General features: G+C 60.8%; 16 protein-coding genes and 2 pseudogenes. 6 read left to right on the forward strand and 12 right to left on the reverse strand.

The genetic code is table 11. The features are described 5' to 3' along the window. Positions 1–19: 19 nt before the first annotated feature. Positions 20–253: pseudogene (locus J9788_RS25070) on the reverse strand (resolvase); the annotation flags it as partial. Between the two features lie 21 nt (positions 254–274). Between J9788_RS25070 and J9788_RS25240 the strand changes: the two are divergent. From J9788_RS25240 to J9788_RS25205, 4 genes and pseudogenes are all read left to right on the forward strand, one after another. Beyond that, positions 275–454, forward strand: a pseudogene (locus J9788_RS25240) (hypothetical protein); the annotation flags it as partial. A gap of 188 nt (positions 455–642) precedes the next feature. Continuing rightward, positions 643–1077, forward strand: coding sequence for a translesion error-prone DNA polymerase V autoproteolytic subunit (gene umuD, locus J9788_RS08305; RefSeq protein ID WP_080350153.1), 435 nt, complete (start codon positions 643–645; stop codon positions 1075–1077). A 2-nt stretch (positions 1078–1079) separates the two neighbouring features. Beyond that, positions 1080–2432 carry a translesion error-prone DNA polymerase V subunit UmuC gene (gene umuC, locus J9788_RS08310; RefSeq protein WP_227414451.1) on the forward strand — a complete coding sequence of 451 codons (1353 nt, stop codon included), beginning with the start codon at positions 1080–1082 and terminating at the stop codon, positions 2430–2432. Positions 2433–2811: 379 nt separating this feature from the next. Further along, the gene (locus J9788_RS25205) at positions 2812–4161 is read left to right on the forward strand and encodes a colicin-like pore-forming protein (protein WP_182264244.1); all 1350 of its coding nucleotides are present in this window, start codon (positions 2812–2814) and stop codon (positions 4159–4161) included. A 52-nt stretch (positions 4162–4213) separates the two neighbouring features. Here J9788_RS25205 and J9788_RS08320 read toward each other — a convergent pair whose 3' ends face one another. The 4 genes from J9788_RS08320 to J9788_RS08335 form a co-directional block, all read right to left on the reverse strand. Next, entirely contained in the window at positions 4214–4630 is a 417-nt protein-coding gene (locus J9788_RS08320) for an RbsD/FucU domain-containing protein (RefSeq protein WP_046896556.1), read from the reverse strand. A 46-nt stretch (positions 4631–4676) separates the two neighbouring features. Further along, a complete protein-coding gene (locus J9788_RS08325) occupies positions 4677–5441 on the reverse strand; it encodes an SDR family NAD(P)-dependent oxidoreductase (RefSeq protein WP_182264245.1) in 765 nt (254 codons plus the stop codon). A gap of 21 nt (positions 5442–5462) precedes the next feature. After that, complete coding sequence (locus J9788_RS08330) at positions 5463–6698, reverse strand: MFS transporter (protein WP_226772921.1); 1236 nt, start codon at positions 6696–6698, stop codon at positions 5463–5465. 270 nt (positions 6699–6968) lie between these two features. Further along, positions 6969–8006 (reverse strand): LacI family DNA-binding transcriptional regulator, encoded by a 1038-nt coding sequence (locus tag J9788_RS08335; RefSeq protein WP_182264246.1) that lies wholly within the window; start codon positions 8004–8006, stop codon positions 6969–6971. Between the two features lie 294 nt (positions 8007–8300). Between J9788_RS08335 and kynA the strand changes: the two genes are divergently transcribed. Together kynA and sbmC are read left to right on the forward strand one after the other, a co-directional pair. Next, positions 8301–9143, forward strand: a complete 843-nt coding sequence (kynA, locus tag J9788_RS08340) for a tryptophan 2,3-dioxygenase (protein ID WP_046896558.1) — start codon at positions 8301–8303, stop codon at positions 9141–9143. Positions 9144–9165: 22 nt separating this feature from the next. Continuing rightward, on the forward strand, positions 9166–9633 hold the full coding sequence (gene sbmC, locus J9788_RS08345; RefSeq protein WP_182264247.1) for a DNA gyrase inhibitor SbmC: 468 nt from the start codon (positions 9166–9168) through the stop codon (positions 9631–9633). 172 nt (positions 9634–9805) lie between these two features. On the opposite strand, the gene J9788_RS08350 is transcribed toward sbmC, so the two are convergent. The 7 genes from J9788_RS08350 to J9788_RS08380 form a co-directional block, all read right to left on the reverse strand. Continuing rightward, on the reverse strand, positions 9806–10558 hold the full coding sequence (locus tag J9788_RS08350) for a hypothetical protein (RefSeq protein ID WP_052759895.1): 753 nt from the start codon (positions 10556–10558) through the stop codon (positions 9806–9808). A gap of 3 nt (positions 10559–10561) precedes the next feature. Next, positions 10562–13147 carry a type VI secretion system Vgr family protein gene (locus J9788_RS08355; RefSeq protein WP_182264248.1) on the reverse strand — a complete coding sequence of 862 codons (2586 nt, stop codon included), beginning with the start codon at positions 13145–13147 and terminating at the stop codon, positions 10562–10564. A 141-nt stretch (positions 13148–13288) separates the two neighbouring features. Next, positions 13289–14734 (reverse strand): serine/threonine-protein kinase, encoded by a 1446-nt coding sequence (locus J9788_RS08360; RefSeq protein ID WP_182264249.1) that lies wholly within the window; start codon positions 14732–14734, stop codon positions 13289–13291. Positions 14735–14783: 49 nt separating this feature from the next. Next, complete coding sequence (tssH, locus tag J9788_RS08365; RefSeq protein ID WP_182264250.1) at positions 14784–17438, reverse strand: type VI secretion system ATPase TssH; 2655 nt, start codon at positions 17436–17438, stop codon at positions 14784–14786. A 56-nt stretch (positions 17439–17494) separates the two neighbouring features. Continuing rightward, positions 17495–18565, reverse strand: coding sequence for a type VI secretion system baseplate subunit TssG (gene tssG, locus J9788_RS08370; protein WP_182264251.1), 1071 nt, complete (start codon positions 18563–18565; stop codon positions 17495–17497). Next, positions 18562–20448 carry a type VI secretion system baseplate subunit TssF gene (gene tssF / locus J9788_RS08375; protein WP_182264252.1) on the reverse strand — a complete coding sequence of 629 codons (1887 nt, stop codon included), beginning with the start codon at positions 20446–20448 and terminating at the stop codon, positions 18562–18564. The genes tssG and tssF overlap by 4 nt, the downstream gene beginning before the upstream one ends. Positions 20449–20452: 4 nt before the next feature. After that, positions 20453–21028, reverse strand: coding sequence for a type VI secretion system baseplate subunit TssE (locus tag J9788_RS08380; RefSeq protein ID WP_046896565.1), 576 nt, complete (start codon positions 21026–21028; stop codon positions 20453–20455). Position 21029: the final 1 nt, after the last annotated feature.

The following is a 21029-nucleotide window of genomic DNA, read 5'->3' on the forward strand; positions in this document are numbered from 1 at the left end:
ATTTTTCCGTCCGCTAAAATTATCCCCGGTTGAGCAGCTTTATACCGTCAGCTCGCAGTGGACCATCAGGGGAAATGTGGCGGTACAGCGTTTGTCGGGTTATCCCAAGCTCCTGGCATAACGTACTGACTTTCGTCTCTGGCCGTCCCATTGATGCCATTGCCAGTCGCAACTTTATTGGCGTCATTTTGTAAGGCCGTCCGCCGTTCCTCCCGTGGGCTCTTGCTGAGGCAAGGCCTGCCGCTGTTCTTTGCGGCGCTGTACGCAGCAGAGACCGACGGCCGCGCGCGACTGGCTCGACACCCGCTTAGTCCCGCCCTATGGTCAAATGCAGGCTGACGTGTACAGCCTGCAGGCAGAGGATTTCGTCTGGCAACCGATGTCGCCCGCCGTCGGCGCCGTTCGCAATGACAATCCCTCACTCATCCTGCCCATCGATACGCCAACGGTCTGAGTGTCGCATTATCCACAGTTTTGGTGGATAACGTGTGCGCAAGGCAGCGTGAAACCGTTAGCAGGCGTAAAAAAAAATCGCTCAGAAAATTATTATATTACGCGGCAAAGCGCGATCCGTCGGGGGGTAGGGGGTTGCACGCGTTCGCGTTTTGTTTATGCTTTACTGTATAAATATACAGTTTGGTTATGATTATGCTGAGTACTTTAAGGTTGTATGCTTTTTCACCAGGTGAGCCCCTGACGTTACCGCTGTTTGCCGATCGCGTGGCCTGCGGTTTTCCCTCCCCGGCGCAGGACTATGTCGAGAGCCGGCTGGATATCGGCAAACTGCTGGTGCGGCACCCCAACGCCACCTACTTCGTGCGCGCCAGCGGCGAGTCGATGATCGACGGCAATATTCAGGATGGCGATCTGTTAATTGTCGACAGCGCCCTGACGCCGGAGCACGGCAATATCGTGATCGCTGCGGTGGACGGTGAATTCACCGTCAAAAAGCTGCAGCGCCACCCCGACGTGCGGCTGTTGCCGATGAATCCCGCCTACGCGCCCATCGTGTTCGACGACGAAGCGCAGCTGGAGATCTTCGGCGTGGTGACCTTTATCGTCTACGCGGCGCTGTAACCATGTTCGCCCTGGTAGACGTCAACAGCTTCTACGCTTCCTGCGAGACCATCTTCCGGCCCGACCTGCGGGGGCGGCCGGTGATTGTGTTGTCCAACAACGACGGCTGCGTGATCGCCCGCAGCGCCGAGGCGAAGGCGCTGGGCGTGCCGATGGGCGCGCCTTATTTCAAGATCAAAGAGGAGATGCGCCGTCGCAACGTCGCGGTGTTCTCCTCCAACTACGCGCTGTACGCCGATATGTCCCGCCGGGTGATGGACACGCTGGAGGAGATGGCGCCGGCGGTGGAGGTCTATTCACTGGACGAAGCCTTTCTGCGGCTGGACGGCGTGGCGCGCTGCGAGGCGCTGGAACCGTTCGGCCAGCGGGTGCGCGATCGCATCCGGCGCGAGCTGCATTTGACCGTCGGGGTCGGCATTGCGCCGAGCAAAACGCTGGCCAAGCTGGCCAACTTCGCGGCCAAGAAATGGCGCGGCACCGGCGGCGTGGTGGATTTATCCGATCCGGCGCGCCAGCGCAAACTGCTGGCGTTGCTCCCGGTGGAAGAAGTGTGGGGCGTGGGCCGCCGCCTGACGCGCCAGCTGCAGGCGATGGGCATTCACACCGCGCTGCAGCTGGCGGACTGCGATACCCGACTGGCGCGTAAAACCTTCAGCGTGGTGCTGGAGCGCACGATACGTGAGCTGCGCGGCGAGTCATGCCTGCAATGGGAGGATGAGGCGGCGGCGAAAGAGCAGATCATCTGTTCCCGCTCGTTCGGCCAGCGGTTGACGCACTACCCGCACATGCGCGAGGCGATCTGCAGCTATGCCGAACGCGCCGCCGAAAAGCTGCGACAGGAAAAGCGCTATTGCCGCAACGTGTCGGTGTTTATCAAAACCAGCCCGCATTCGGCGGGCGAAGGCTATTACAGCAATATGGGTACCGCCCGGCTGCAAACGCCGAGCAACGACAGCCGCGACATCATCGCCATGGCGGTGCGCGCACTGGAGAGCATTTGGCAGGAGGGGCGGCGTTATCTGAAGGGCGGCGTGATGCTGGGGGATTTCAGCGCCGCCGCCATGGCGCAGATCGACCTGTTCGACGACTGCCCGCCGCGCCGCAACAGCGAGCGCCTGATGGCGACCCTCGATCGCCTGAATCAGGAAGGGCGCGGGCGCGTATGGTTCGCCGGGCAGGGGATCGTCAAACCGTGGCAAATGAAGCGCGAAATGTTGTCGCCGGCTTACACCACCCGGCTGGCGGATATCCCGCTGGTGCGGCTAGGGGAGCGGGAGCCGCGTGATGCCCCACGGGCTGCTGTGCGGCCCAATCCGTCGAGACCTAAGGGAATAGGCGATAATAAGGCAGGGTAAGCATGGCATGATCTGTGCGCCAACGATCTTCACCGCGTCCACCCCCCCGAGTTCAGAATCCGGATGCGTCGCTGGCTGCCTGGCGGCAGGGCGCTTATGACCTCTCTTTATTCGCCATTCACCGTTTTGCGCCATCTGATCACATAGGTTCCTTGGATATTTCAGTCTCTAACGCCTGTATTGCAAAAGGCGCGCATGCGTTGGCTCGTTGATTGTTTCACCGACCAGACAGCCGCCATCCGTTGTCCTTATTTCTGCGGTTTTTTATAAATGACGGGCAGCTAAAAACGGTTTGCCGATAGGGATAATGCGCGTGTCAATCCGCGTTAAACGAGAATATCGGCATCTTAAAAATAAAACGAAATAAGGATGAAAGCATATGCCTGGATTTAATTATGGTGGTAAAGGAGATGGAACTAACTGGAGTTCTGAACGCGGTACGGGCCCTGAGCCGGGGGGCGGCGATAAAGGCCATTCCGGCGATCGCGATCGCGGCGGCGCCGGCGTTGGCAACAGCCCGGAACAGCAACAGATAGCGGCGATCCAAAACGATCCGGCGCTGCGCATGAAGCTGGAGGCGGTGATTAAGGCGGCGCGCAGAATTAACCCGGATGCGAAATTGCATATTGAAAGCGTCAGCCCATCCGGCACGCTGAGCCTTTCCGCCACCGGTTTGACGGCCGATCAGGCGAAGCACATTGGCCTGGGGGGGCTGGTGATGGGGGTCAACGCCAAGGGGGTGACAGTGGCGATCGGGGATATCGAAACCGGCCATGCGCGCAAGCCCTCACCCCCAGGCAAAGGCGGCAACAATGGCCTGAATGCCGGGCAGATCGGCGCCTCTTCGTTAGGCAATTTCGTGACAGACTCGCATCGCGACCGGCCCGTCAGCGGCTGGCATGGCAACGGCAAAACCGGCGAATTCTCGACGACCCGCACGACCGGGAGTTACTACGGTTTTCATCATTTGAAGGTGGAAAAGCAAGACGGAGTGGCGACCTACAGCCTCTACTATAAGGCCAATAAGAACCGGCCCGCGTTTATCGCCGTGGTGAGAGGGGATAACCTGAATGCCATGGAGGTGAAATATGCCAACGGCAAGCCGGTAAAATCGCCTGGCTCGGTAAAAACGGTCGTTAAGGAATTCGTCGAATATCAAAATGCGGAATTAAAAGCCATCAAGGATGGCGTCAGCCTGGCCGCAGGTATCAATAAAGATATCGCGGAAAAGATCGGCGCGAAATACGCCAAACTCGCCAAGGATTTGGAGGCGGGAATTCAAGGAAAATATATCCGCAACGTGCAAGATGCGGAGAAAACCTACGAGCAATTGACGAAGGGCCTGAACAAAAAGCTCAAGGCGCAGGACAAAGCGGCGATTGTCGCCTGGCTGAAAATGATCGATGCGGAACAGTATGCCCGCAATGCGCGGGTATTGGGCAAGGTCTTCACCGGGGTGGACTGGGCGATCAAGGGCGCGGATCTGGTAAACGCCGCGATTGAAGGTTTCTCAACCGGCAACTGGAAAGCGTTCCGCAACCAGCTCGAAGCGCTCGGGTTGTCGATCGGCGCAGGGTATACGCTTTCCGCTATCGCCGCGTTTTTCGCGCCGACGCTGGTGTCGTCGACGGTGGGCATTTTCGCCTTCGCTTACCTGTTTGGTTGGGCCACCAGCTATATCGATGCGGAACGTGCGGGGGAGCTGGAGAAGTGGGTCGCTGACCTGTAACGGCATGAGGGGGCTAGCCCCCTCATTTTACCCCTCACACCCTCTACCTCTTTCACACCACCGGCGCTACCGTCAGCAGCAGATTGGCGAAGCGGCGCCGTTCACCGGAGGCGATCACCAGCAGCGTCCGATCCGATTTGACCGCGGCGTAAAACGCCTCGCGCGGCAGGTGCTCGAGCGGGCAATGTTCTGGCAGCAGTTGCCGGTATTCGGCTTCGACAGTGTTGGTGAAGTCCGGCGGGCAGGCCATCAGCGCCGCGCTTTCCACGTTGATGCAGGCCAGCAGTTTTTCCAGGATTGGCGGGGCGGCGAGCGTGCCGGGCGCCAGATTCAGATAGACCACGGTGGCGTCTTTCGGCGCGTGCGTCACGCAGGCGTAATTGCCGTCGGCGATCAGCACCTGGGTTTTATGCCCGCATTGCGCCAGCGCGGCGAGCAGCGGCGGGTGAGTGATGGCGGATTTGATCATAAAGCGATTCCTGAATAGGGGGGCGGCCGTGCCGCCCGCAGCTGAACTACATGCGGAAGATGCCGCCGTTGATGTCGAGAGTGGCGCCGGAGATGAAGCCGTCGTATTCCGCCGCCAGGAAGGCGATGGCGCGGGCCACGTCGTCCGGCGTGCCTGCGCGGCCCAGCGGGATGGCGCGAACGGTTTCCTCCGCCGATGCCTGGGTGGTGTGGCGATTATGAAAGCGGGTGCCGAGGATCAGGCCGGGCGCCACCGCGTTCACCCGGATGCCGTGCTCGCCCAGCTCCGCCGCCAGCGAGCGCGTCCAGGTGAGCACCGCCCCCTTGGTGGAGGAATAGACCAGCGAGCCGGCGTGCCCGCCGGCGCGGCCGGCCAGCGAGGCCAGGTTGATGATGCTGGCGCCGTTCGGCGCCGCCTTCAGGTGCGGCAGCGCGCTCTGGGTTACGTTCAGCATGGTGGTCATGTTTACGTCGATCACGGTTTGCCAGAAGGCGCGATCGATCTCGCCCAGCCATTTGCGCCCGACGATGCCGCCGACGTTATTGATCAGAATATCGATGCCGCCGAGAAACGCGGCGCCGGCCGAGACGCAGCGCAGCGTTTCGTCGGTGTCGATGAGATCGGCGTAGCCGTAGGCGGCCTTTTGTCCGAGTGAATGGGCCAGCGCCACCAGCGCTTTGGGGCCGCTTTCGTCGCTGTGGTAGTGAAAATAGATGTCGCACCCGGCCTTGATCAGCCGCTCTGCGGTGGCGCGGCCGATGCCCTGTTCCGCCCCGGTGATAAAGACCTTTTTGCCCGCAAGATCGCCCATGATTGACTCCTTATTGGTTCGTTAAGAATTGATGACGCCTTCACGCTGTTTGGCGCAGTAGAAAATGCAGATCAAACCGGTCGCCAGCAGGCACGAGGCCAGGAAAAACAGCCCCGGCGCGCTGCTGCCGGTCAGATCGTTCAGCACGCCCACCGCATAGGGGGCGACGAAACCGCCGATATTGCCGATGCAGCTCACCACAGCCAGCCCGGCGGCCGCGGCCGCGCCGGTGGAGATATTGGCGGGCATGGATAAGAACGGCGGCACGGCGGTGTAGATGCCGATGGCGGCGATGCACAGGAACGACAGCGCGACGAACGGGTCGTATTTAAAAAACGTCACCGCGCCCATCAGGCCGATGGCGGCGATCACCATGCTGAGGCCGGCGAACACGCCGAGCTTTTTGGTTTTGCTGGCCCACAGGCTCCACGGATAGACCAGCAGCGCGGCCAGGCCGTAGGGAATGAGCGCCAGCAGGCTGACGCGAAAGATATCGCTGCCGGAAATGGCGCTGATGATCGACGGCAGCCAGGTGCCGAAGCCGTAAATGCCGCATACCATGCCGAAGTTGAGCAGCGCGTAGAGCAGGTACTTTCTGTTTTTAATGCCCTTGAGGAAGTCGCCCAGCGTGATTTTTGAGCCGGATTTGGAGCGGCCGGCGTTGCTCATCAGCCAGGCTTTTTCCTCCACGTTCAGATAACCGACGTCCTTGGGCGAGTTCTTGATCAGGAAGGGGATCAGCAGGCCGATGACGATCGGCGGCAGCCCTTCGAGGATGAACAGCAGCTGCCAGGGGGCGAAGCCGAACCAGTCATGCTGAATATTGAGAATAAAGCCGGAAATCGGCGAGCCGACCGCGTTGGACAGCGGCTGGACGATGATGAACATGCCGAGAATTTTGGTGCGGTATTTTTCCGGGAAGAAGACCGTGAAGTAATACACCACCGAGGGAAAGAAACCGGCTTCGCACACGCCCAGCATAAAACGGCAAATATACAGCTCCAGCGGCGTGCGCACAAAACCGAGCAGGGTCGCGAAGATGCCCCAGGAAATTAATATTCTGGCGAACCAGATGCGCGGGCCGAATTTAATGGTGCCGGCGTTGCTGGGTATTTCAAACAGGAAATAGCCGATAAAGAAAATTCCGGAAGCGAAGCCGAAAGCCGAGGCGGTCAATCCCAGATTATCTTCCAACGCTTTGGCGGCGTAGGCCATATTGTTGCGGTCGAGAAAGGCCAGGAAATACAACAAGATCATGAGGGGGACAATATGCAGCGTCAATTTCCTGATGGCGCTGCGTTCAATATCCTTTGGCATTGTTTTTTTCATCATGGTTTTTCCCCATGTGGTTAATCGGAATAATAGCGGCCCGGCCCAAAGTCATGAGCGGCGTGCTGAATAACGACGTTGCGTGCATAAAGCGTCGCGCCGTTTATTTATTGCGACGACGCTGTTTTTTCTGATTTTGGCTGCGGCGAGCCGGACGATGCCGGCTGCGCATCGTCTGGGTAAGCCGTTTTTACCGTATTAACCGGCGGTTTTGACGGAACGCCGGCTGATGACCGTCGGCGGGAAGAGAAACTCGCCGGGCGGTTGCGAATCATGGTTGATGCGGCCGATCAGGCGTTCGACCATCAGCTGCGCCATCTCGGCCAGCGGCGGGCCGATCGACGTCAACCCCGGTTCGGCCAGGCCGGCAAGCGCGATATTGTCGATGCCGACCACCGAAATCTCTGCTGGCACCTGGACGCTGGCGGCGCGCAGCCCCACCATCAGCCCGATGCCCAGCGCATCGTTAATCGCCACGATGCCGTCCGGGCGCGGCGTCAGCGCGAGGATGCGGGATGCCAGCGTCAGCCCCAGTTCGAACATCTCCGTGTCGCCGTAGGCGCTGGTGGCTTTGCCTTCGATCACCCGTTGGCGTTCGCTCAAGTTGTGCCCCAGCGCACTCAGAAAACCGTCGATCTTGTGGCTGCGCCCCACGGTCAGCGCCGCTTCGGTGGCGAACACGATATGTCGGCAGCCGCGTTCGAGCAGGTGCTGCGCGGCCAGACGCCCGGCGGCGAGATTGTCCATCGACACGCTGTCGAACAACCGGCTGTCGGCGGCCATCGGCTCGGCGAACGGGCTGTCATAGCTGACGATCTTCATGCCCCGCTCGGCCGCCCGGACAAAATGGGTCTGGCGGATGTCGCTCGCCGCCACGATGATGCCGCGCACGCCATGCAGAAACATATCGTCGATAAACGCGGCTTCCTCCTGCTCCTGCCGGTAGGCGTTGCCGAGCAAGACGCGGTAGCGGTGAGCGCGCGCCGCGCTGTCGACGGCGTGCGCCAGCGCCGAAAAACTCGGGTTAACGATCGACGGCAGCAGCAGGCCGATGATCTTCGCCTGTGGCGCGAGGTTCACAGCGGTGCGCGCCGGACGATAGCCCAGGGTGTCCATCGCCTGTTCGATGCGCTGACGGGTCTGTGCACTCATCTGGTGGCTGCGATTATTCAGCAGGTTCGACACGCTGCTGATGGACACGCCGGCCAACCGCGCGACATCTCGTATATTTGCCATTTGCCGATCCCTTGCTGCCTGCCGTTAGCCTGCAATCTATAAGGGAAGGCGGGCGCAGGCAAGCCGCAACCGGGGCGAAACCCGCACGGGATCGCGCATTTGTGAGAGTCGTCAGGCGCAGGGCCGGTTGTTTACTAAACAGCTAAGGGCGGCGGCCATGGGGTGACGCGGATGAGTGAGAACTGCGAAGCATCTCTCGTTTATCGCCCTTCGGGGCGGCGGGTTCTGTACTATTGTTTTCTCTTTGCGGCACGTTCCAGGCCGATGGGGCGCTGGGCGCAACGGAGATCACAGATGAACAAACGGGAATTAGAAAGCGCGATTGTCACCGATTTTTCCAAACGCATGAGCTATGGCGACTACCTGTGCCTGGACCAACTGCTGGACTGCCAGCACCCGCTCTCCAATCCGCCGCATCATGACGAAATGCTGTTCGTGATACAGCACCAAACCTCCGAACTGTGGATGAAACTGATGCTGCACGAGCTGCAGGCGGCGCTGCGGCTGGTGCAGCAGGACAAACTCAGCCACTGTTTCAAAATCCTCGCGCGCGTCAAACAGATCCAGCGGTTGCTGTTCGAACAGTGGGCGGTGCTGGAAACGCTGACGCCGTCGGAATACGTCGAGTTTCGCGATGTGTTGGGCAGTTCCTCGGGTTTCCAGTCGCATCAGTACCGGTCGATCGAGTTTCTGCTCGGCAACAAGAATGCCGCCATGCTGGCGGTGTTCAGCAGCGATGCGGAAAAACACGCGGCGCTGAAGGCGATCCTCGAAGCGCCGAGCCTGTACGACGAATACTTGCTGTACCTGGCGCGCCACGGTTTGCCGATCCCGCCGGAGTGCCTCAAGCGCGACTGGACGCAACCCTATCAGCGCAACCCGGATCTGCTGCCGGCGTTCAAAGTGATCTACGACAACCCGCAGACCTATTGGGAAGCGTATGAAATGGCGGAGAAGCTGGTGGATATCGAAGAGAGTTTCCATCTGTGGCGCTTCCGCCATATGAAAACGGTGGAGCGGATCATCGGCTTTAAGTCGGGCACCGGCGGTTCCAGCGGCGTCAGTTTCCTGAAAAAGGCGTTGGACCTGACCTTTTTCCCCGAACTGCTGGACGTGCGTACCGAAATCGGTGCCTGAGACAATATGAGGGGGAAGGGCGATGAGCGTGAGGATTATCGATAAGGCGGCGGAGAAGGTGGTGGGAGTAAGAGTGGTGGGGCCGTATCCGCAGACCATCCCGCAGGGCTCGCAGCAACTGCTGGCATGGCGGCAGCGTCACGACGTGCCGTTCGGCAAATGGCTGGTGTTGTACTGGGACGATCCGGCGGAAGTGGCGCCGGAAAAGCTGCGCGCCGACGTGGTGATGAGCGTGGCGGACGATTTCGCGCTGCCGACGGGCAGCGAGGGTGTGACCGTGCAGACGCTGCCCGCCGGGCAGTACGCGGTCTACCGCGTACGCATCAGCGATGGCGATTTTGAACGGATATGGGGCGAGTTTTACCAGAAGCTGCTGCCGGCCAGCGGCTATCAGCCGGTTGAGGGGGTGAGCTATGAACACTATCTCAACGACTGCGAGGCCGACGGCTATTTCGACCTCGAGATTTACCAGACGGTGAAGAAGTGGTGAAGGGGAAATGATAAAGAAGGCTGAATCGACAGGGGATCTCGATTCAGCCTGTGATTGTCACTTCGGTTCGGGGACGCTGGAAATAGGGGGAAAGTGTAAGTTGTCCTGTGTTATAGGGGGAACCCCTGTAACGGGATGGGGGGTATAGGTCAACTCCAATCTTATCGTGTGGTTATTTCACCCACTTTCCTTTTTGATTCATTAATATCTTACCGTCCTTTATGACTGTCAGAGTGTTATCAATTTTACTGAGCATGTAAATTGTCGATGCGTTTTTAAATTCATAACTAAGTATTGGGCATGGGGTTGTATTGCAATCAGCTCGTGTCACTTTTCCTTGTAAGGTTAAAGCAGCGCCATCTTTTTTACGCTTTCCATCATAAGTTGCATCATTACAGTCGTCTTTACTGGAACAAATAGTCGTGAGTTTGATAGAGAATGACTGCGTATCAAAATATTCTTTTTCCGCCCTCGCTTTTTTAGTTTTGTTGACTGTGACAAATTGCATGTTTTTGAAGCGTTCAGCCCAATGCTGGATGTCATTATTAATGGGAGCATCTTTATCAGATGATTTGTAATTTATGATATCAGAATCAGGTACAACCCAGGCGGCATAAATTTTCCCATCGGGATTGATGACCAAAGCAGAGGCATTTTCCAGGTAAAGATCCTTTAGCCAGCCCTCAACAAATAACCCACCGCCTGGAGTTGCGTGGGGCTCACCGAATACATCAAAATTATTGATGTACTTTTCATAGTCTTGACCCAGTATGCTTTTAAGATTGTCAGTGACCGCTTTATCGTTGACCAGCCCGCTTACTGTGTTGATTTTGTTATATTGTAACAAATCTATCGCTAATGTGGATTCAATGGAGCAAAGCAAAGAAGCAGCAAACAATGTAGGTAATAAGATTTTTTTGAACATAAATCACTCGTTTGATAATTTTAAAAATTCTTCTGCTTCCCGGGCATACCGCTTTTGAAGGCCATTACCATAACGTGCCCACCAGTTGTACTGTTTACCACCCTGCGTCGTGATGGTATCTCCATATATTGCTCTATCGTATTCTACCCGAGCTTTAAGTAAATTATCCTGAAAGCTTTCCGCCGACATACTTTCAATTTTGGCTATTGCCTCTGGCGTTAAGGTATCAGCCTTAACTATTCGTCCGGACTCCATGGAGTTCAGGATCGCTTGTGCGCCAGATGAGCCACGCATATGTGCCAATGAAGTTATTGCCCCTTGTTTTCCTGGATCAGAAAAGTTCAGTGCACCTGCAGACTTCGCTGATGCGCTCATTGCTTTGGATACTTCCTCAAACTCTTCAGCGCTGCCTTGGCCGTATTGGTTACGAGCAGCAAGGATTTTGTCATAGGCATTGCCATTTCCTTTTCTGAATCCGTATAACTCACGGCGCCCACCTTGTTCTCCAGCACTCCCTTCAGAGGCCATGACCGATTCAACAACCCGATTATCAATTCTGCCGGGTTTTGTTGTCGATTGAGCATTTTGCGTGATAGATGCCGGCGCCGCTGCCGCCGCCCGAGGGGCGCCGTTAACCGGCTTTCCCGGCGTACCACTCGCCTCCGCGTTAGGGAACAGCTGATCGACGGCGCTCTGGATTGCCGCCTGATGGCCGCCACCCGGTGCAGCGGTGCGCGCGGCGCCGCCAGGCTGGTTGAGATCCAGCTGGCCGCCGGTGTTGATCGCGCCATCCTCTTTCACCGTGATATTGAAACTGGTGCCGGTGATGTTGATTTGGCCGTCCGCCAGCAGTTCGATCACGCTTTCGCCGCACTCGAGCCGCAGCGATTCGCCGGAGCCGAGGGTAAAGGCATTGACCACGGCGTCGCTGCGCGTTTTGCCGGTCAGCGCGGAGGATTCGCCTTTGACGCCGGTCGCCTGATTGAGCACCACCCGTTTGATCTGGTTACCGCCCACCAGATGCGTGTGGTCGTTAGCGATGGTGTGGCTTTCATCATTTTTCACCTGGGTGTCCATGTTGCGCTCCGCCTGGATCCACACCTGTTCGGCGCCTGCCTTGTCTTCGAAACGCAGGGCGTTGGCGTTGTCGGCGGTGCCGTCCTTGGTGCGGCTCATAAAGCCCATTTGGGTGGCGGCGGCCGGCAGCGCCCACGGCGGCATGCTGGCTTCGTTATAGACGCGCCCGGTGACGATCGGCCGATCCGGATCGCCGTTGATAAAGTCCACCACCACTTCGTCGTTCACGCGCGGGATCTGCACGCCGCCGTAGCCTTGGCCGGCCCAGGCGCTGGAGACGCGCACCCAGCAGGAGCTGCCGTCGTCTTTCGGCCCGAAGCGATCCCAGTGGAACTTCACCTTGATGCGGCCATATTTGTCGGTCCAAATCGATTCGCCAGCCGGGCCGACCACCCGGGCGGTCTGCGGACCGTGGGTTTTCGGCCAGGTGGCCTGCTGCGGCGGGTGCCAGGGCACGTCCGCCGGCAGGACGATGAAGTCGATGCGGTGTTCGCTGCTCTGATCGTCGCCGCTGGCGTAGCGATTCTCTTTCAGATGGTAGCTGGCCTGCAGCGTCAGATATTCGCGATTGTCGTCGGCATGCGGGGCGTTATACAGCGTGAAGGTACTGCCGGGAGCGATGCCCATGGCGGTGGCGGTGCCTCGGATCTGCTGATGTTCGGCCTGCCAGGCTTCCTGGCGCACGCGGGCGTAGAACTCCCCCTGCTGATGCTCGGTATAGCGGCCTGGCCAGTCGTAAACGTCGATTTGCCCCGGCGTCGGCGAGACCGGGTTTTGCCGCGCCTGGAACAGCCAGGCGTTCGGTTTGCGGAAATCGTAGTCGTCCAGGCTGTAGATGCCCGGCGTGACGCGATCGGACAACGTCCACTGGCTGATGCCTTCCTCGCTGGTGCTGCCGCCCGACGGCGTCAGGTGGTAGGGGATCATCTCATAGCCGGGATAGGGCTGGTGATGGTGGGGGGCGTCCCCGAGCACCAGCGTATGTTTGCCCATTTCGTGTTTGAAATAGTAATAGATGCCCTCCTGCTCCATCAGGCGGCTGATGAAGTTGAAGCTGCTTTCGTTGTACTGCACGCAGTAGCCCCACAGGCGATAGTCGCCGGTCAGCTGATCTTCCAGCTGCACGTTGTGCTCCGCCAGCAGGGTCTTGACGATCTGCGGCACCGTCTGTTCCTGGAAGATGCGGAAATTGCGGTCTTTGGTCATCGGCCACAGATCCGGCTGCACGTGCAGGTTGTACACCGCGTAGCGCGTGCCGCCGATCTCTTCGCTGCTGACGGCGATGGCGGTGATCTTGCCGTTCAGGTAACGCGGGGCGCTGAGAAAGCCCTGGGTCGGAATTTCCAGCGTCAGCGGTTGGCCGAGCAGCGCTTTGCGATCGAGGCGCGCGTCGGTGCTCAGCAATTCAATAGAGAAGTCGAAAGGAGTGGAAAGCGCTTCGATACCGTCCAGCGAGCGAAACAGCAGTTGCTGCTGGCCCAGCGGCGTGTGCGCAATAATGCGATCCAACATGAGAACGTCCTCTGTGATTGACGTCATGCCCTGCATACTCCGGCGTTGCAGCGGCCTTGCCGCGCGGCCAATGAGGGGGCAGTTGCTCGTCAGTCTCATGAAATAGGGGAAACCCCGCCGAGGCGGAGTTTCAGAACGGGATTAGCTGGCAGTGGCCGGGTTGACCAGCCAGGTGCCGGCGGTGTCGATGCTGAGCTGCTGGCGGCGGAGCCGATCGTTGTGACGGATCTCCAGCTGATAGCGGCCCGGCGCCAGGTTCAGGCTGGCGAAGCCGTTTTCGCCCGGCGTCACCTGCTGCGGCTTGCCGTCGAGGCTGACCTGCTCACCCGGTTGCAGTTTAAAGTACACCAACGCCACCGGTTGCGCCGGCGGCGCCGCTTTTTCAGGTTCCGCCGCCGCAGGCTGCGCGGTTTGCGGTGCGCTCGGCTGCTGCGTCAGGGTTTTCTGCGCCGGTGACGCTTCGCTGTTTTGAGCGACGGCCTGGGCATCGTCCTTGCCGCCGCTCAGCCAGGCGATCGCGCCGATCACCAGCAGCGCGGCGACCCCGGCGCCGGCCATCATCGGGCGTGAGAATTGGGTGCCGCGCGCGGTAACGGTGCCGGCTGCGGCCGCAGCGGCGGCCGGGTTGGCGGCGACCAGCAAGTTCTCCGGCGCGGCGGCCGGGGTGCTGATGATTTCGTTTTCATCGGCGATCGGCAGGTGCAACAGCTCTGCCATTTCGTCGATGGTCTGCGGGCGGTCTTCCGGCTTCAGCGCCAGCGCGCGATCGACGGTGCGCAGCAGCTCCGGCGAGTAGCCGGCGGGGCGGCGCTCGGTCAGCGGCTGGTAGCTGTCTTCGATGCTGCGCACCACGCTGACCGGTGGCGGCGAACCGACGATCAGCGTGTGCAGCACGGCGCCGAGCGCGTAGATATCGGTCCACGGCCCTTGTTCGCCGTCGCTGTTCTCGGTGTACTGCTCGATCGGCGCGAAGCCCGGTTTGAGCATGATCTCCGTTTCGTCCGACAGGTTGCCGATCTCTTTGCGCGCCGACCCGAAGTCCAGCAGCACCGGCAGCTGGCTCTCCTGGATCTGGATGTTATCCAGCGAAATGTCGCGGTGCAGATAGCCTTCCTGATGGATGGTGTTGATGGCGCTGAACAGCGGCGGCAGCAGCCGACGGATCCACGCCTCGTCGATTTTCTCCGGCTGCTGCGCCTGCAGGTTTTTCAGCGTGGTGCCGCTGTAAAACTGGGTGCCCATATAGGCGGTGCCGTTCTCCTCCCAGAAGCGCAACACGTGCAGCAGACCGGGATGCGAGAAGCGCGCCAGCAGACGCGCCTCCTGAATAAAGCTGTTCAGCCCGGCCTGGAAAGTTTTGCCGAAGCGTTCGCCGCGCAGCCCGATGCTGAGATCGTCGTTGCGTTTCGCCAGCGAGGTTGGCATGTACTCCTTGATGGCGATGGTGCGTTCCAGTTGGTGATCGTAGGCGCGGTAGACGATGCCGAAGCCGCCTTCGCCGATCGCTTCCTGGATCTCGAATTCATTGAATCGATAGCCGCTCGGCAGGCTGTTCGAATTCGGTTTGGTTATCCCGGTTCCCGACATAGTGATGACTCTCTGTGTTCAAAGGGCCGCCGTCTCGGCGGCCGCGGCGTTATGCCTGAAATTGACAAATGAATTCGTTGTTCTGCAGCGCGATATGCAGCTGGCGATAGCGCTGGTCGTTGGCGCTGCCGGTCAGCAGGGTGTGACTGATCTGCGGCAGCAGGGTGTTGGTCAGGATGGCGTCGACCATGCGGCCGCCGGACTCCACCTCGGTGCAGCGGCTGACGATCTGCTCGATGACCGCGTCGTCGAAGGTGCAGACGATGTCGTGATTCTCCGCCAGGCGACGCTGAATGCGGCCCAATTGCAGGCGCACGATGTTGCCCAGCGTGGCGTCGGTCAGCGGGTAATACGGCACCACCAGCAGGCGACCGAGCAAGGCGGCCGGGAACACCGACAGCAGCGGTTGGCGCAGCGCGCCGCTCAGCGCCTCCGGCTCCGGCAGCAGCTCCGGATCGCTGCACAACCCGGCGATCAGATCGGTGCCGACGTTGGAGGTCAGGATGATGATGGTGTTGCGGAAATCGATATGACGGCCTTCGCCGTCCTCCATCCAGCCCTTGTCGAACACCTGGAAGAAGATTTCATGGACGTCCGGGTGCGCCTTTTCGATCTCGTCCAACAGCACCACGCTGTAAGGACGGCGGCGCACCGCCTCGGTCAACACGCCGCCCTCGCCGTAGCCGACATAGCCGGGTGGCGCGCCTTTCAGCGTCGAAACGGTGTGCGACTCCTGGAATTCGCTCATGTTGATGGTGATGACGTTCTGCTCGCCGCCGTACAGGGTTTCCGCCAGCGCCAGTGCGGTTTCGGTTTTGCCGACGCCGGAGGGCCCGGCCAGCAGGAATACCCCGACCGGTTTGTTCGGATCGTCCAGCCGCGCCCGTGAGGTGCGCACCCGGCGGGCGATCAGATCCAGCGCATGGCGTTGGCCGATGACGCGCTGGTTCAGGGTGTCGGAGAGCTGCAGCACCGCTTCAATCTCGTTTTTCACCATGCGGCCCAGCGGGATGCCGGTCCAGTCGGCCACCACCGCCGCCACGATGTTGGCGTCGACGGCGGCGAAGATCAGCGGCGCTTCGCCCTGCAGCGCGCTCAGCTGCTGCTGCAGTTCGCCCAGTTGGGCGCGCAGCGCGTCGGCATCAGGGCGCGTTTGCGTCTCTTCGTCGGTGCTCGCCTCTTCTTGGGCGTGCAGTTGGGCGCGCAGTGTGATGATCTGCTGGATCAGCGCCAGCTCCTGCTGCCAACGTTCGGTCAACTGCTCGAGTTCCTGGCGCAGCGCGGTCAATTGGACCTCAATCTCCTGCGGGCGCAGGGGATCGCCGATGCCGACCTTGGCCTCGCGGCAGGCGATATCCAACTCTATCTGCAGCGCATCGATGCGGTGGCGGCAGTCTTCGACCTGGGCGGGCTCGGCATGTTGGCTGACCGCCACGCGCGCGCAGGCGGTATCCAGCAGCGCCACCGCCTTGTCCGGCAACTGGCGGGCCGGAATATAGCGATGGGACAGCCGCACCGCGGCGTCCACCGCTTCATCCAGCAGCAGCACGCGGTGGTGTTGCTCTAGCGGGCTGACGGTGCTGCGCAGCATCAGCAGCGCTTTGTCTTCGCTCGGTTCGTGCACCTGCACCACCTGGAAACGGCGGGTGAGCGCGGGATCCTTCTCGATGTATTTCTTGTATTCCGCCCAGGTGGTGGCGCCGATGGTGCGCAGTTGGCCGCGCGCCAATGCCGGTTTCAGCAGGTTGGCGGCGTCGCCGGTGCCCTGGGCGCCGCCGGCGCCGATCAGGGTGTGAATTTCGTCGATAAACAGGATGATTGGCGTCGGGCTGGACTGCACTTCGTCGATCACCGCCTGCAGCCGTTTTTCAAACTCGCCCTTAACGCCGGCGCCGGCCTGCAGCATGCCGATGTCCAGCAGGCACAGCTTCACGTCGCGCAGCTGCGGCGGCACGTCGCCGGCCACGATGCGCAGCGCCAGGCCCTCCACCACCGCGGTTTTGCCGACGCCGGCCTCGCCGGTCAGCAGCGGGTTGTTCTGGCGACGGCGCATCAGGATATCGATGATTTGCCGGATCTCTTCATCGCGGCCGGCCACCGGGTCGATCTCGCCGTCGCGCGCTCTGGCGGTCAGATCCTGGGCATACTGCGCCAGCACGCTTTCACCGCTGCGCGCCGCGCCGGGCAGGGGCTCTGCGCCGCTTTGCACCGCTGCGTCCTGGGCGTTTTCCGCCGAGTGAGTGGTAATGACGGCGAACTGCTCCATCAACAGATCGGCGTTGATGCGCTCGAACTGCGGGGAAATGGCCTTCAGCAGATGGCGCAGGCTGTAGGTTTTCAGAATGCCGAGCAGCAGGTGGCCGCCGCGGATGCGCGCCGCGCCGAATTTCAATGAGCCATAGACCCAGGCGCGTTCTACCGCGCTGTCGATGTGCTCGGACAGATCGGAGATGGCGCTGGCGCCGCGCGGCAGGCGATCGAGCGCCTCGACGATGTCGCGCGCCAGTTGCGCCTCGTCCAGCGCGAAGTGGCGGACGATCTGCTGCAGATCGCCGTCCGGCGATTGCATCAGCTGATGCAGCCAGTGCGCCAGTTCGACGTAGGGGTTACCGCGCAGCTTGCAAAACGCCGTCGCACTTTCCAGAGAGGTGAATAACAGGCTATCCAGTTTGCCAAATAATACCGAGCGGCTGATTTCAGACATGGTTTTCCTCAGGTCTCAGGGTGGCCTGGCGCCGCCGGGCGCCGGCCGAAATAGGGTCAGAACGGGTTTTCCAGCGGTTCAGGGCTGAAGATCAGATCGTCGAGATCGCGCTGTCGCCGATGGTCGGCCAGCCAACTGCTCAGGCCCAATCGCTGCGCGCCGCCGAGCTGGATGCCGTGCGCCTGTTCCTTCGCCAGGATCAGGCGCACTTCCCAGACGAACTCGATGCCCAGGTATTGGCGCACCCAGTCGCGCAGTTGCCGGCACAGGTCTGCGCCCGGCAAGAAACGGTCATAGTCCCGCTGCGGCATCGGCCCCAGCTCGATGCGGAATTTGTGCTGAATATCGCGCACCGCGATGCCGAGAAAGGCCGACTCGCCGAGCCGCGGCGCACCGCGCCCGGCCTTGAGCCGCGCCTGCTCGCGCGGTTCTACCCGCAGCCAGTGCGGCACGTTTTCGACGATGCGCACCGGCACCTTGAAATACTGCTGCAAAATTTTGCTCAGGCCTTCCGGATCGCGGCTGTGGCGAATCAGATGACCGGCCATAAAATGCTTGGCGTGGGCGTTGATGCTGTCGCGTTCCTGTTGCGCCGGCTGGCCGAGGCCGATCAGGCTCGACAGGTACTCGTCGAAGCGCCGGTTGTCCGGGCGATCCAGCGATACCGTCGGTTGCGCGTCGGCCCAGGCGCGGTAAAACAGCAGCGTCAGCCGGTGATGGAACAGATTGGTGAACGCCAGCAGGGTGGTGTCCTGATGGTGATACACCCGTTCGCGCACGTATTCGGTCAGGTGCCGCGGCAGCGGCCCGTTGGGGCCGAACAGGCCGAAACTGAAGATCGAAACGTCGTGCAGCGGGCCGTTGGCGCGCGGCGTCACCTGCGCCAGCGTGGACGGCGCGAACGACAGCGAAGGTTCCTGGCCCAGGCGCAGCATCTCGTGGCGCGGCAGCGGCGCGCGCCCCAGCAGGTAGGGCTGGCCGCCCTGGGCGTCGATGCGCCGCAGCAGTTGAAACAGATCGTGCTTGTAAGGCGCGCTGCGCAGCCGCGGCCAGAAGTCGTCCGGCAGGCGATACAGCGCGTTGATCTGCGGCGGCGCCAGTTCGGTGGCGATCATCTCCGCGTTCATATCAGCGTCCTTTTGCCCATGCGCGCCTGCCAGTGGGCGATCTCGCCGCGCTGCTGGCTGGAGAGCGTCATCTCGGTGAAGGTGTTCATCGCCACCAGGCGCGAGAACAGGCGCTCCAGCACGCTGCCGAGCAGGTAAGGGCTGTTGCCGGAGAACGCCTGCTCATCGACCGTCACATCGATGGCGATGCCGCGCGCGAACACGATGGGGCCGGGTTCAGGCACTCGCCGATAGACCGGCCGCAGGTTGCAGTGGCGCACGCCCTGGATCTGTTTGGCGATCGCCGGCTCGCTCAGGTTGCCGTACAGCCCCAGCAGCTGGCGTAGGCTGGCGGCGCCCTGTTCCGGATCGCCGTCCATCATGCTCAGGTAATTCAGCTGCAGCTGACTGATCAACCGCCAGGTGATCATGCCTTCGGCCAGCGCCGGACGCGGCGGCGTAGGGCCTTTGCGCAGCGAGACCTGCTTGATCGGGATTGAATCGGGCATCACAAAATTGCCCTGATCCTGCTGCAACAGCATCAACGGCAGGTCGCGGCTGGTGCACAGCACGTCGGCGGTGAGGTATTTCAGATCGCTGTGCCACGGCGACTGCCGTTCGTCCACCAGCGATACGAACACTTCCGAACCGGCATAGCCGGTGCGGGTGCCGTAGCGGCGGGCGTGTTCCGACAGGGTGCGCTGTTCGCGCCGCAGCGAGAAGTAGGCGCCATAGTTGCCGTCGTCCGCGCTCAGGGTGCTGTAAAACGGCCGAAACTCTTGCTCGTAGCGTTTTTCGCTGGCGCTGCCGCCGAGCCGCTGCACCGAAAACACTTCGTAATCCAGCGGCCGGATATTATCGACCACCAGATGGTATTCGTGGTTCTTTTCGTTGATCGCGATGCGTTCGGCCACTTTCGGGAACAGGTTGATCACCGGCGTGCAGTGCAGCGCCAAATGGGCAACGTCGACCACTCGTTCCAGCGCGGCATCGTGCCTATCGAGCAGCACCACGATTTCGAACTGGCGCAGCGCCTTTTTCCCTTCGCGCACGCTTTGCAGCAGCGGGCGCAGGCCGTTGACGCTGAAGAACTGGAAGCGCGCCGGGAAGGCGAAATATTCTTGCAGCAGCCGGTAGCCTTCGAAGTTGCGCAGGTCGTTGGGCAGCAGCGCCTGATCGGCGGCGAAGCCTTCCTGTCGCAGCCCGTCCAACGCCAGCGCCCGCCGCTGCGGCTGCGCTTCCACCGTTTGGCAGACAAGCCCGACGCTGTGCTGCATCAGCAACTCCAGCAGCTGCTGCGCCTGCATGTCCGGCCCGGCCAGGTAAAACATCAATTGGTCCAGCTGCAGGTTGTTGAGCGTCACGCTTTCGTAGCACTCGAGCCGAATGCGCAGCGCGCTGACGCAGCCGCTGTGCTGCAGCCCCAGCGAGGCCAGCGGAATATCGGCCGGAATGCCGCCCAGCTCGACGCCGGCGATGCGCACCGGCTGCAGCGTGACGTCATGCGCCGTGGTGTAACTGCAGGTGATGCCGCTTTTCTTCAGCGTCTGGCTGTCCATCATGGTGCCGCGCGGCACCACGAAGCCGTTGCTGATATCGCCTTTACTGCTATCCGGCTGCAGCTCGGCGATCGCCATCGACGGCGTCGGCGACAGGTAGTTGGGGTAGATGATCTCCAGCAAGCGCTGAGAAAAGCGCGGGAACTCGGCGTCCATTTTCAGCTGCACGCGCGAGGTGAGGAAGGCGAAGCCCTCCATCAGACGCTCGATATAAGGGTCCGCCACGTCGATGCCGCGCATGCCGAGACGGCCCGCGACCTTCGGGTACTGTTCGGCGAACTCGGCGCCCATCTCACGCAGATAGGCCAGCTCGCGGTTGTAATAATCTAACAGTTTACTGTCCATCGCCTTACCCTATGTCTTTCAGATCGAAGTGGCCGTTTTCCAGATCCACGTCGGTACGGAACAGAAACTCCAGCGGATAGGGCACGCACCACAGGCGGCCCTTGATTTCGATCGACAGCACGTTGTGCAGCTCCAGCGAGCCGGTGTCCGAAATGCAGCGCACCTGCAGCCCGTCGGGCAGAATGCGCGGCTCGAAATGGAGGATGGAATCGGTCAGCGCGCGCTGAATGTCGAGCCATTCGATGTCCGACATGCGCTTGCCCGCCAGCGAGGCGATGCCGTAATTCAGGGTGGAACGCCGCACCTGCGGAAAATCGCCGAGATCCAGATTGGATTCGCTGTTGACGCAGTTGAACAGCCACTGCAAATCGCGCAATACCCGGCGGCGCAGCTCGCTGTGCGACACCAGGTTGCGCACCTGCGCCTCCTGCTTTTTCTGCGGTTCGTCGTCGGTCAGCATATCGAGCAGCACCGGCTGCATTTTGTCGCGTGAAGTCAGGCTATCGCTGTCCTGACGATAGCGATAGCCCTGGCGGCGCAGATCGCCGCCGTCATAGTGGGGTGGGCGCTTGTCGTTCATG

This window comes from Serratia sp. X10 (genome assembly GCF_017811775.1).
Lineage (GTDB): Bacteria > Pseudomonadota > Gammaproteobacteria > Enterobacterales > Enterobacteriaceae > Serratia > Serratia ureilytica.